At 60.1% G+C, this 12,350-nt stretch carries 12 protein-coding genes; 5 read left to right on the top strand and 7 right to left on the bottom strand.

The window, feature by feature from the left end:
- Positions 1–119 precede the first annotated feature (119 nt).
- The 3 genes from rho to ACM530_RS11120 form a co-directional block, all read right to left on the bottom strand.
- Positions 120–1,379: a transcription termination factor Rho gene (rho, locus tag ACM530_RS11130; protein ID WP_003176825.1), complete on the bottom strand. Its 1,260-nt coding sequence runs from the start codon at positions 1,377–1,379 to the stop codon at positions 120–122.
- A gap of 234 nt (positions 1,380–1,613) precedes the next feature.
- On the bottom strand, positions 1,614–1,943 hold the full coding sequence (trxA, locus tag ACM530_RS11125; protein ID WP_106575789.1) for a thioredoxin TrxA: 330 nt from the start codon (positions 1,941–1,943) through the stop codon (positions 1,614–1,616).
- Between the two features lie 121 nt (positions 1,944–2,064).
- On the bottom strand, positions 2,065–2,760 hold the full coding sequence (locus ACM530_RS11120) for a FadR/GntR family transcriptional regulator (protein WP_145157994.1): 696 nt from the start codon (positions 2,758–2,760) through the stop codon (positions 2,065–2,067).
- A 255-nt stretch (positions 2,761–3,015) separates the two neighbouring features.
- Here ACM530_RS11120 and ACM530_RS11115 point away from each other — a divergent pair, with 255 nt between their 5' ends.
- Genes ACM530_RS11115 through ACM530_RS11100 form a run of 4 tightly spaced genes read left to right on the top strand, consistent with a single transcriptional unit; the run spans position 3,016 to position 5,858 of the window.
- On the top strand, positions 3,016–3,801 hold the full coding sequence (locus tag ACM530_RS11115) for a transporter substrate-binding domain-containing protein (protein WP_106575791.1): 786 nt from the start codon (positions 3,016–3,018) through the stop codon (positions 3,799–3,801).
- A 17-nt stretch (positions 3,802–3,818) separates the two neighbouring features.
- Complete coding sequence (locus tag ACM530_RS11110) at positions 3,819–4,487, top strand: amino acid ABC transporter permease (protein WP_064454658.1); 669 nt, start codon at positions 3,819–3,821, stop codon at positions 4,485–4,487.
- Positions 4,484–5,134, top strand: coding sequence for an amino acid ABC transporter permease (locus ACM530_RS11105; protein WP_262207159.1), 651 nt, complete (start codon positions 4,484–4,486; stop codon positions 5,132–5,134). Before ACM530_RS11110 ends, ACM530_RS11105 begins: the two co-directional genes overlap by 4 nt.
- Entirely contained in the window at positions 5,121–5,858 is a 738-nt protein-coding gene (locus tag ACM530_RS11100; protein WP_242199663.1) for an amino acid ABC transporter ATP-binding protein, read from the top strand. Before ACM530_RS11105 ends, ACM530_RS11100 begins: the two co-directional genes overlap by 14 nt.
- Here the strand turns inward: ACM530_RS11100 and ACM530_RS11095 are convergent.
- From ACM530_RS11095 to ACM530_RS11080, 4 genes are all read right to left on the bottom strand, one after another.
- Entirely contained in the window at positions 5,830–6,381 is a 552-nt protein-coding gene (locus tag ACM530_RS11095; protein WP_416364771.1) for a hypothetical protein, read from the bottom strand. The genes ACM530_RS11100 and ACM530_RS11095 overlap by 29 nt on opposite strands.
- Positions 6,371–8,809, bottom strand: coding sequence for a fimbria/pilus outer membrane usher protein (locus ACM530_RS11090; protein WP_416364770.1), 2,439 nt, complete (start codon positions 8,807–8,809; stop codon positions 6,371–6,373). Before ACM530_RS11090 ends, ACM530_RS11095 begins: the two co-directional genes overlap by 11 nt.
- Before the next feature lie 70 nt (positions 8,810–8,879).
- Positions 8,880–9,578 carry a fimbria/pilus chaperone family protein gene (locus tag ACM530_RS11085; protein ID WP_416365088.1) on the bottom strand — a complete coding sequence of 233 codons (699 nt, stop codon included), beginning with the start codon at positions 9,576–9,578 and terminating at the stop codon, positions 8,880–8,882.
- A gap of 123 nt (positions 9,579–9,701) precedes the next feature.
- Entirely contained in the window at positions 9,702–10,349 is a 648-nt protein-coding gene (locus ACM530_RS11080) for a DUF1120 domain-containing protein (RefSeq protein ID WP_145158009.1), read from the bottom strand.
- 483 nt (positions 10,350–10,832) lie between these two features.
- On the opposite strand from ACM530_RS11080, the gene ppx reads away from it, so the two are divergent.
- Positions 10,833–12,335, top strand: a complete 1,503-nt coding sequence (gene ppx, locus ACM530_RS11075) for an exopolyphosphatase (protein ID WP_416364769.1) — start codon at positions 10,833–10,835, stop codon at positions 12,333–12,335.
- Positions 12,336–12,350 lie beyond the last annotated feature (15 nt).

Below are 12,350 nucleotides of genomic sequence, written 5' to 3'. Positions count from 1 at the left end.
TAGCCGCACTCAGTCTATTTGTTTCTTAACTGACACTATTGTCCTGCAAAGCTCCCTTTCTCGACACAAAAAAAAAGGCGCCCCGAAGGGCGCCATTTTTTCAGACCTGGAGCGTCGTGTTACTTACGCTTCATCGACAGGAAGAACTCGTCGTTGGTCTTGGTGGTTTTCAGCTTGTCGATCAGGAACTCGATGGCGGCTACTTCGTCCATCGGGTGCAGCAGCTTGCGCAGGATCCACATGCGCTGCAGTTCGTCGTCGGCGGTCAGCAACTCTTCGCGGCGGGTGCCGGAGCGGTTGATGTTGATCGCAGGGAACACACGCTTCTCAGCGATACGACGGTCAAGAGGCAGTTCCATGTTGCCGGTACCCTTGAACTCTTCGTAGATCACTTCGTCCATTTTCGAGCCGGTTTCAACCAGCGCGGTGGCGATAATGGTCAGCGAGCCGCCTTCTTCGATGTTCCGCGCAGCACCGAAGAAACGCTTTGGTTTCTCCAGGGCGTGGGCATCGACACCACCGGTGAGGACCTTGCCGGAGCTTGGGATCACGGTGTTGTAGGCACGGGCCAGACGGGTGATGGAGTCGAGCAGGATCACCACGTCTTTCTTGTGTTCGACCAGGCGCTTGGCCTTCTCGATCACCATTTCGGCAACCTGCACGTGGCGGGTTGGCGGCTCATCGAACGTGGAGGCAACCACTTCGCCGCGCACAGTGCGCTGCATTTCGGTTACTTCTTCCGGACGCTCATCGATCAGCAACACGATCAGGTGAACTTCCGGGTTGTTACGAGCGATGTTCGCTGCAATGTTCTGCAGCATGATGGTCTTACCGGCTTTCGGCGGTGCGACGATCAGACCGCGCTGGCCTTTACCGATCGGGGCGCACAGGTCGATGACACGACCGGTCAAGTCTTCGGTGGAACCGTTACCGGCTTCCATCTTCATGCGCACAGTCGGGAACAGCGGGGTCAGGTTCTCGAAGAGAATCTTGTTTTTCGCGTTCTCGGGACGGTCGAAGTTGATCGTGTCGACCTTGAGCAGGGCGAAATAACGCTCGCCTTCCTTAGGAGGGCGGATCTTGCCAACGATGGTGTCACCGGTGCGCAAGTTGAAGCGACGGATCTGGCTCGGCGAGACATAGATGTCGTCTGGGCCGGCAAGATAGGAAGCGTCTGCAGAGCGGAGGAAGCCGAAGCCGTCCTGGAGAATCTCCAGCACGCCATCACCGGAGATTTCCTCGCCGCTTTTCGCGTGCTTTTTGAGCAGGGAGAAAATCACGTCCTGCTTGCGCGAACGGGCCATATTTTCTATGCCCATTTCTTCGGCCAATTGGAGCAGGTCGGTAATCGGCTTTTGCTTGAGTTCAGTCAGATTCATATAGGAATGACGTAATCATTTATGGAGGGGGGAAATTAAGCTTTTGGCTTAATGAGGCCGCGCCGCAGAGAAGGCGACAGGATCGCGTACTAATCGAAAAGGAATGCGTCGGCGACGGCTTGCAGGGGGCAGTGGAGAAACCAGTGCGGGGCCGAATGTACCACCTGAATTTCGGAGCGTCTAGCCCTGTTTCACGAAAAAGCCCCGCAATTTGCGGGGCTTTTTTGACGACGATTAAATGTTCGCGTCGAGGAAAGCTTGCAGCTGGGACTTGGACAGCGCGCCTACTTTAGTGGCTTCGACGTTGCCGTTCTTGAACAGCATCAGGGTCGGGATACCACGCACGCCGTGCTTGGCCGGAGTCTCCTGGTTATCGTCGATGTTCAGCTTGGCGATGGTCAGCTTGCCGTCGTAGGTGGTTGCAATGTCGTCCAGAACAGGGGCGATCATTTTGCAAGGGCCGCACCATTCAGCCCAGTAGTCAACCAGGACCGGGCCTTGAGCCTTGAGTACTTGTTCCTCAAAGTTCGCGTCGGTGACGTGCTTGATAAGATCGTTGCTCATGGATGTCTCCGGATTGTAAGCAAAAAAAACGTGGCCCATCATAGCCGCCCTTCCCCCGTTCAGGAAGCCGCCTCTGATTGACTCTTGCTATGGTCACGCATGAGTTTGGGTATAGCTCAACTTACGGTGTCACGGGAGTCACGAAGGCAATGCCAGTGCGCAATGCCGCATTGCGTACGTGTTCCTGCATGGTTTTCTGTGCTTGCGCACTGGCGCGCCGAGCCAGTGCACGCAGTATCTTGCGGTGCTCCTGCCAGGTTTCCATGGCTCGTTCCGGCCGGATGAACGGTAGTTTCTGACTCTCCAGAAACACCTCGGCGCTGGCACTCAGAATGCTCACCATCGCCTGGTTACCACTGGCCAGCAGAATCCGCTGGTGAAATTCGAAGTCGAGCCGGGCAGCGGCTTCAAAATCGCCGGCCTTGAGCACCTTGCGCATCGCCTCGACATTGTCTTCCAGGCTGTCCAACTCATCGATGCTCAACGTTACGGCCGCCAGCCCGGCGGCAAAACCCTCCAGCGCATAGCGCAGCTGGAAGATATCCAGCGGAGTGGCCTGGGCGGCGAAAGGCCAGGCAAAACCCGGCGCCTCCTGCACCTCTTGCACAAACACACCCTTGCCCGGCTGCACGCTGACCACGCCCAGGGCACTCAATGACGACAACGCCTCGCGCAGCGATGCCCGACTCACGCCCAACTGCACCGCCAGGTCGCGCTGTGAGGGCAACGCATCGCCCGCTGCAAAGCCCTGCTCCTTGATCAGTTTGCGGATGGCCTGCAGGGCCGCTTCCGGTACGGCTTGGGCGATGGAATTCATAAAAAACTCATAGTTCCAGACAACTGAGCCGCTAGTTGTAAAGCTATTCGCAGCCGGCGGCAAGCCACGCCCCAAAGGGGCTCGCAGGCTTTTACCGGCGCTCGAAAAAGGTGCGAAAAACGCAAGCACTGTTCAGACCAGTAAGACCACCGCACCTCAATAAATCCCGGCCCTGCAGGCGATACCAGCGGTGATGGCATGGGCTGTGCACTGAGCAAAATCAGAAAATCCCTTCGCCCTTTTCGGAGAGTTGCCATGACCAAGCGCTACAGCGCCCTGCTCACTGCCCTGTTTGCCAGCCTGATGCTGAGCCAGGCACCCGCCCAGGCCAATGGTCTGGACGACATCGTCGCCCGTGGCACCCTCAAGGTCGCCGTGCCTCAAGACTTCCCGCCGTTCGGCTCGGTCGGCCCCGACATGAAGCCCCGCGGCCTGGACATCGACACCGCCAAGCTGCTGGCTGACCAGCTCAAGGTCAAACTGGAGCTGACGCCGGTCAACAGCACCAACCGCATTCCTTTCCTCACCACCGGCAAGGTCGACCTGGTGATTTCCAGCCTGGGCAAGAACGCCGAGCGGGAAAAAGTCATCGATTTCTCCAAGGCCTATGCCCCTTTCTACCTGGCGGTGTTTGGTCCGCCTGACGCGCCGATCAGCACCACCGACGACCTCAAGGGCAAGACCATCAGCGTGACCCGCGGCGCCATCGAAGACATCGAGTTGACCGCCGTTGCGCCCAAGGAAGCCACGATCAAGCGCTTCGAAGACAACAACTCGACCATCGCCGCCTACCTGGCCGGCCAGGTCGACCTGATCGCCAGTGGCAACGTGGTGATGGTGGCAATCAGCGAGCGCAACCCGAAACGCGTGCCGGCGCTGAAAGTGAAACTCAAGGACTCGCCGGTCTACGTGGGCGTGAACAAAAACGAGCCGGCGCTGCTGGAGAAGGTCAACCAGATCCTGGTAGCGGCCAAAGCCGACGGCAGCCTGGAGAAAAATGCGATGCAGTGGCTTAAAGAGCCGTTGCCCGCCGACCTTTGAAGCGACGGAGCTGATTCATGGCGTATCAATTTGACTTTATGCCTGTGCTCGCCAACACCGACCTGCTGTTGCGCGGCGCGCTGTTCACGCTTGAGCTGACGGCCATCGGCGCGATTCTCGGGGTGGCCCTGGGCACCGTCGGCGCCGTGGTGCGGGCCTGGAAGATCCAGCCGTTTGCGTGGTTCTTCGGTGTGTATGTCGAGTTGATCCGCAACACGCCGTTTCTGGTGCAGTTGTTCTTCATCTTCTTCGGCCTGCCCTCGCTGGGGCTGAAAATCACCGAATGGCAAGCCGCCGTGCTGGCGATGGTGATCAACCTGGGGGCCTACTCCACCGAGATCATCCGCGCCGGCATCCAGGCGATCCCTCGCGGCCAGCTGGAAGCCGCTGCCGCACTGGCAATGACGCGTTTCGAGGCGTTCCGCCACGTGGTGCTGCTGCCGGCGCTGGGCAAGGTGTGGCCGGCCCTGAGCAGCCAGATCATCATCGTGATGCTCGGCTCGGCCGTGTGTTCGCAGATCGCCACCGAAGAGCTGAGCTTTGCCGCTAACTTTATTCAGTCGCGCAACTTCCGCGCCTTTGAAACCTACGCGCTGACCACGCTGGTGTACCTGTGCATGGCGTTGATGATTCGCCAGTTGCTCAACTGGATCGGCCGGCGGTTTGTGATGAGGAACAGCCGATGAGTGATTTTTCGTTCTGGGACATCGTGCGCAACCTGGCGGTTGGCCTGCAATGGACCCTGTTGCTGTCGCTGGTGGCGTTTGTCGGCGGCGGCCTGATCGGTCTGCTGGTGATGACCATGCGCATCAGCCGCAAAGCCTTCGCGCGCAATATTGCGCGCACCTATATCGAACTGTTCCAGGGCACGCCGCTGTTGATGCAGCTGTTCCTGGTGTTTTTCGGCATCGCCCTGTTGGGCGTGGATATTTCGCCCTGGCTGGCGGCGGCCATTGCCCTGACCCTGTTCACCAGCGCCTACCTGGCCGAGATCTGGCGCGGCTGCGTCGAATCCATCGCCCACGGGCAATGGGAAGCGTCGGCCAGCCTGGCACTCAACCCGCTTGAACAACTGCGCTACGTGATCCTGCCCCAAGCGTTGCGGATTGCCGTGGCACCCACCGTGGGTTTCTCGGTGCAGGTGGTCAAAGGCACCGCCGTGACCTCGATCATTGGCTTTACCGAACTGACCAAGACCGGCGGCATGCTCGCCAACGCTACCTTCGAACCCTTCATGGTCTACGGCCTGGTGGCCCTCGGTTACTTCCTGCTCTGCTACCCCTTGTCCCTCAGTGCCCGCTACCTGGAAAGGAGACTGCATGCCTCTGCTTAGAATTTCCGCCCTGCATAAGTATTACGGCGATCACCACGTACTCAAGGGCATCGACCTGACAGTCGAAGAAGGCCAGGTGGTGGCGATCATCGGCCGCAGCGGCTCGGGCAAGTCCACCTTGCTGCGTACCCTCAATGGCCTGGAATCGATCAACGACGGTGTGATCGAAGTCGATGGCGAGTACCTCGATGCCGCGCGCGCCGACCTGCGCAGCCTGCGGCAGAAAGTCGGCATGGTGTTCCAGCAGTTCAACCTGTTCCCGCACCTGACCGTGGGCGAAAACGTCATGCTCGCGCCGCAAGTGGTGCAAAAAGTGCCCAAGGCCAAAGCCGCACAGCTCGCCAGGCAGATGCTGGAGCGCGTCGGGCTGGGGGAAAAGTTCGACGCCTTTCCGGATCGCCTGTCCGGTGGCCAGCAGCAACGCGTCGCCATTGCGCGCGCACTGGCCATGTCACCCAAGGTGCTGCTGTGCGACGAAATCACCTCGGCCCTGGACCCTGAACTGGTCAATGAAGTGCTCAGCGTGGTGCGTCAACTGGCCAACGACGGCATGACCCTGATCATGGTGACCCACGAAATGCGCTTCGCCCGGGAAGTCGGCGACAAACTGGTGTTCATGCACCAAGGCAAAGTGCATGAGGTGGGCGACCCCAAGACATTGTTCGCCAACCCCAAAACGCCGGAATTCGCCAACTTCATTGGCTCGGTGGAACAGCCGAGCTGACCAGTTCGAAACTGCCCTGCGCCTCAAGGTGTGTTTCGCTACGCACCTGGAAGGCGTCGGCAGCCAGGTCGGTGTCGATATCGACCTGGGCCGTGAATTGACGTCCTGCCCTCGGCCCCCCGGCCACTCGCGCTATCAACGTTTGGCCGGGCAACAGGTGCCCGCTGACGGTCTCGCCGGGTGAGTGCGCGAGCGCCCAGCCGACGGCCTGCCCATCTAAACGGGCGTGTTTGAGGTTCAGGCGCAAACGCCCCTGGCGCCCAAAACGAAAGCCCTCGCCATCGGCAGCCACGCCGATAAAACGCAATGCGATTGCCGCGGGCTCAGCACACAGTACATTCACACTCAGCGAGCGAGTGCGGAGCGCCACGGAAGGGCTTTCAACGAGCGCCTCCCTGCGAATAACGCCGTAGTCTATACGCGGCTGGCTCACCGATAACCGGCAATTTTCAGACCGGGCATCAGCCGTCGCGAGGAGTGCGCAGAGCATGACCAAGGGCACGCTTTTAAGCTTAACGGCCATGGCACACCGCCGAGGTGGTTTCATAGAACTTGTCATTGTCGGGTTGGCTCTTGAGGTCAATGCGTAGCAGGCAGGTGGAAGCGTCCGGCAATGAAACACGCAGGCTTTGCGCCTCATTGACGTCATTGAGGAACACCATGCCCTCGCCCACCACGCTGGTCAGGAAGCGATCGCCCCTGCCAAACACCGAGGCACCCTGGGGCAATGGCCGGCCCTGCTGATCCTTTGCAGTGAGCAAAATACGGCGCACTTTCACCACATCGAAATCCACGGCATTAAAGGATCCACGACCCGCCGTGAGCACCTGCGTGCCGTTTTTCAGGTCGACGCGCCTGGGCAAGGACGGGGTCTGCACCTCGACCCGGCTGTTGGTGTAGGCCGGCAGGCCTGCGATCACGGCTTGCCCGCTGAAATCGGTCCACACCGGGCCTTGGGGGGTCTCGACTTTTGCCGCGCCGATATCCCCGACAGAGACGATGCCGAAGGTGTCCTGCACGGGGTAAGGCGAAAAGGTCAGCCCGCCTGCGTGAGCCACCACGCCGCCTTGCAGCTGCCCGGTGTAACTGCTGCCCTGCGGGTCGCGGCTGACACCCAGGCCGACCCGGGTATAACGGGGCAGCAGGTCCACCTGCCCGCGCACCGATGCCTGCCGGGCCTTGAGGTCGCGCTCGACGCCCACTTCGTAATTCACATACTCGTTGACCCGTTCGCTGAGCGATGTGCCGGCGGTGAACTGATCACCGCGACGACTGGTGTAACTGTGCACACGACGGTCCCCACCCAATGGCACGCTGACCTGCAACCGCACGGACAGGTCGTTGTCCAGCGCCCGTTCGCGCCGGTTGCCTGCACGCGTGACGTCACGATCCGACCGAGTGCCGCCCACTTGCGAATCGGCAATCAACGCGACATCGGCGCGGCTGAATGACTTGTTCCACGAGGTAAACACATGCTCGCTCGTTCGCCCGTCAAATTGAGCGCTGCGGGTATAGCCCAGCGAGAACACACCCAGCGTGGGATCGGCCCAGCTCATGCCTGCCGTGTACTGGTTCTTGAAGCGCGAACCCAATTCGTCGGGCCGGGCGACGCGGCCGGCTTCAGTGACCTCACGATAACCCTGGGTCTGGGTGGTCGCACTGAGGTTGACGTCAACATTGGCCAGCACCGGGCTGCTCACGGAGACGCTGCTGCGCGACCCGGACACTGCGTTTTTGCTGTCTCGCGACAGGTTGTGACGTGCCCCCACGGAAACCCGCTGCATGAACACGCTGCTCAGGGTGCCGCCCGCCGACCCATAGTCATCGGCGCTCAACACGCCTAAGCCCGCCGACGAATCGCGCCCCAGCCCCCATGTGCCGCTGGCCATGGCGACCCGCGGTGACGGCCCCTCTTCGAGGGTGTTTTTGCGCAGCTTGCCAACCGAAAAATAATAACCAGGCGCCGCCGGGCCAGCCCCGGCGAACGAAGCCGCCGGCACCACGAAGCTGCGCCTGACACCGCGCACATCGATCACGCTGACGTCCAGGTCACTGGTGGCATTGAGCAAAGGCAACCCCGCAAGCCTGAACGGGCCTTCGGGCACCAACGTGCTGTGGATCAACGCGCCGGACTGGCGCACTTCAACCCGCGACTGGCTCTGGGCGAGGCCTTCGACCACCGCATTGTTGCCGCCCGCAGCGGCACGGGATTGGCCATCGGGGTAAAACTGCAGCCCGGACAACTGGACCCCGCCAAACAACGGGTTATGGCTGGAGATCTGGCCGACCTGGAAAGTCGACTGCAACGCAGCAACATCCCGCTGGGCAAAAGCGTAAAGGTGTTCGGTACGGGTCTTGCCGTTGTCGGACACATAGAACTGGCGACTGCGAACCACCCAATCGTCAAGGTTGAAGCCTGCCTCGGTGTAGGCCGAGATGAACCGGCTGGGCCCACTGCGCGAATGACTGTCAAAACCCAGCACGTCATAGTTGAACAGCGCTGCTGCGCCGCCCGTGGAAAAGGGCCCGGCCTCCCACTGCGGCGCACGCAATGACTGGGTCGGCACAACCAGCGTCACTTCCTCGGTACCGGGACGCAGCCTCAGCATTGTGGTCGGGAACGCAGCGAGAAAGTCATGACAGGTCGCGTCCGGTGTAGCGCCTTCGTGGAGGATTTCGCGCGGCTTTACCAGCCCGGCTTTTTCCAGCAGCCCAGGCGTAAAACACAATCGCCCCTCGTGATCGAAACGTGCATCCACCAGCCCAAGCGGGTTTCCATTGACCCGCAGGCCCACCACATGGACACCTTCACGAAAGCGCGCTGCACTGCGAAAGTAGTCGGAGACCTTTGGGTCAATACCGTGGGTTGTCAGTGCCGCAAGGTCAAAGCCCTCTCCCAGCTCCAGCGCAGAAACAACGCCGGGCAAGCTCCAAAGGGCTGCAAACCCCATGATCAACGTGGGCCTGCCGGGCCCGAAAAATGCCGCAATGCGGTGACTCGAAGGGTTCATCATCGGCCGATCAACCCTCATCGGTGTGGATCGGGGCGCGGTAGTTTTCTACCGAAAACCCATAGACCGTGGCGGGCTGGATCTCGACCTCGGCCATACCGTCCAGTGGGCCATCAACCTGTGCGGTCAGTGCTTCACCGGGCAAAAGGTAGGCGCGCGGCAACGTGGCCGGGGCGCCTTGTGGAAGCAGCCGCACCTCCGGCGCCAGGCGCACCACATAGGCACTGTCGTTATGGACCGTGAGGCCCTGCCCGGTCCGCCGCCACTTCAGCAGCTCCCAGGGTGTTGAGTGCCGAGGCAAACCTTTGGGGTGCAGGATCAGCGGCAAATTCTGCCGAAGGGTGATACCGATGGTCGCACCGCCCGCCGTGCGCGCCTGGGGGATGCCCTCGAACGACACGCGCTTGAGGCGTTGGGTCTTGAGCGGCTCACTCTGGGTGCTGATAAAACGCACCAGCTGCGTGTCGCCCGCTTCCACTCGCGTGATGGGCGGGGTGACGATCAACAGCAGTTGCTGGTCCTCGGGCACGCTCTCCACCACCGAATGAAGCAACGCCGGCCCTTCATCGGTGTTCTTGATGTTTATTGTGGCTTCGCCCTCTTCCTCATAAAGCATCACCACCGTTGTTTCCGGCAGCATGCCGTCCGCCTGTGCAACACCGGTAAAAAAACCACAGGCACTTGCACTCCAAAACACTATAAAACTTATGATTGAAAACCCACGCACTCGACGTCCCCCACAACCGACAAAGTTGACAATGGGCAGTTAAACGCCCACAAAAAAACAGCCAACCAGAAAGTGTCAGTTTCTTGATTGGCTGTTTTGCGCTGTTTAGATGTAACTCAATACCAGTGTGGCGCGCCCATCAAGGGAGACATCGCGACTCAAGTCCAGATCCTGCGCCCGGTTGATGACCGCCTTCACCGCAAGCGTGCCGGTCAACTGGTTAATAGAGGCCGGCGTAAAGGTGGTGCTATTGCGCCATGAATACTGAGCAGGCGATTGAGCAACTTTGCCATCGCTGCTCAACCAAACGCCGGCGCCATTACGCAGGATGGGGTACAGCGCCACACCGGCAGAACGCAGATCCCTGAGCGTGACCGAATAGCCACCGGTTCGCCGAGCGCCTACAGAACCCAGACCAAAATTCTGCGCCTCGGTAAAGCCTGGGCCCAGGACACCTGGCACTTTGCTGCCCGCCTGCAAGTCGGTGAAGGAGAGGCCGAACCTCGCCGGCGTTGTGCCGCAATTGACCACCAGAGAAGTGGTCTTCTCTTCGCGCGTGTTGAACGCGGTCTGGGATAATTCGCCGGAACGAATCGTGCCGTAATCAATGATGCCGCTGCCGGCCAGGCTGAGGTTACAGGCGGCGGGTGTAATCGTGCCCCTGACGACCAGCTGGGCGCTGGTGGTCGCCTGAGCGGTCAGGGTTGCAGCCAGGCAGGCGATACCGAGAGTCAAACCAACAATTGTTTTCATTTTTGTCCTGTCACTACGAAGTTAACAGGCGCTGTTTATTCGCGTTCTGGCGAATCCATCGCCCAACCACTTATCTTCCCGGACATACATAACGATAAATAAATAACACCCAGGCAACATTGCCGAGTGACAGTCTGTCGCTTTGGTACCTCATTAAAAAATCGGACAACACATCAGTTATTGTCAGAGTGATGAAAATAAACAGTGGCTCTCAGTTAATAACAAGGTAGTCCATAACAAAGCAAACTAAGAGAACAGCGACTCAACCATTGTAGGCAAATTCAAAATCCGCCTTGAACACTACAAAAGCCAAAATGCCTACATCATCGACTGACTTATTCGTCGCATGCTTACAAAACCGGCCTACATTTCCCACATGAATTCCCCACAGACAGCATCAGGCAAATTACTGAAGCACAACGCGTTGGCGCCAGCGTTCGATCGTGGCACGATGGTCAGGTTATCGACCGAGACCCCCAAACCATGCCGCAATCCCAAGCCAAGAATCTGTCCTTGATCGCCGCTATCGACCTGGGCTCCAACAGCTTTCACATGGTCGTGGCCAAGGCCCAGAACGGCGAAATCCGCATCCTCGAGCGGCTCGGCGAAAAAGTGCAACTGGCTGCCGGGATCGACGACGAGCGCCAGCTCAATGAAGAATCCATGCAGCGCGGGCTCGATTGCCTCAAGCGCTTTGCCCAACTGATCAACGGCATGCCCTTGGGCGCTGTGCGCATCGTTGGCACCAACGCCTTGCGTGAAGCCCGCAACCGCGGCGAATTCATCCGCCGCGCTGAAGACATCCTCGGGCACCCGGTAGAAGTCATTTCCGGCCGCGAAGAAGCGCGCCTGATCTACCTCGGCGTCTCTCACACCCTGGCCGACACCCCCGGCAAACGCCTGGTAGCGGACATCGGCGGCGGCAGCACCGAATTCATCATCGGCCAGCGTTTCGAACCGCTGCTGCGCGAAAGCCTGCAGATGGGTTGCGTCAGTTATACCCAGCGTTATTTCAAGGACGGCAAGATCACCCCGGCGCGCTATGCCCAGGCCTACACCGCGGCGCGCCTGGAAATCATGAGCATCGAACACGCCCTGCATCGCTTGACCTGGGATGAAGCCATCGGCTCATCCGGCACCATCCGCGCCATCGGCCTGGCCCTCAAAGCCGGCGGCCATGGCACCGGTGAGGTCAACGCCGAAGGCCTGGCCTGGCTCAAGCGCAAACTGTTCAAGCTGGGCGACGCAGAGAAAATCGACTTCGACGGTATCAAGCCTGATCGGCGCACCATTTTCCCGGCCGGCCTGGCGATTCTCGAGGCGATTTTCGACGCCCTCGAACTGCAACGCATGGACCACTGCGACGGCGCGCTGCGCGAAGGCGTGCTCTATGACCTGCTGGGCCGCCATCACCATGAAGACGTGCGTGAACGCACCCTCAGCTCGTTGATGGAGCGCTATCACGTCGACCTCGAACAAGCCGCGCGCGTGGAGCGCAAGGCCCTGCATGCCTTCGACCAAGTGGCCGAGGACTGGGACCTGGCAGACGGCGTGTGGCGCGAGCTGCTCGGCTGGGCCGCCAAGGTGCACGAAGTGGGCCTGGACATCGCCCACTACCATTACCACAAGCATGGCGCCTACCTGATCGAGCACTCGGACCTCGCCGGTTTCTCCCGCGAAGACCAACAGATGCTCGCGCTGCTGGTGCGTGGCCATCGCCGCAACATTCCCAAGGACAAGTTTGCCGACTTCGGCAGCGAAGGCAGCAAGCTGATTCGCCTGTGCGTGCTGCTGCGCTTTGCGATCCTGTTCCATCACATCCGCGGCACCCAGGAAATGCCCCAGGTAACCCTGCGCGCCCACGGCGACAGCCTGGACGTGGTGTTCCCCAAAGGCTGGCTGGATGAAAACCAGCTGACCCAGGCGGACTTCGCCCAGGAAGCGGAATGGCTGACGCGGGTGGGGTTCAGCCTGAACCTGCGCTGAGCCGATCTAAAGAAC

Source organism: Pseudomonas sp. NFX183, assembly GCF_047943075.1.
In the GTDB taxonomy this organism is placed as follows: Bacteria; Pseudomonadota; Gammaproteobacteria; order Pseudomonadales; family Pseudomonadaceae; genus Aquipseudomonas.
This window is presented reverse-complemented; position numbering and strand designations above follow the sequence as displayed.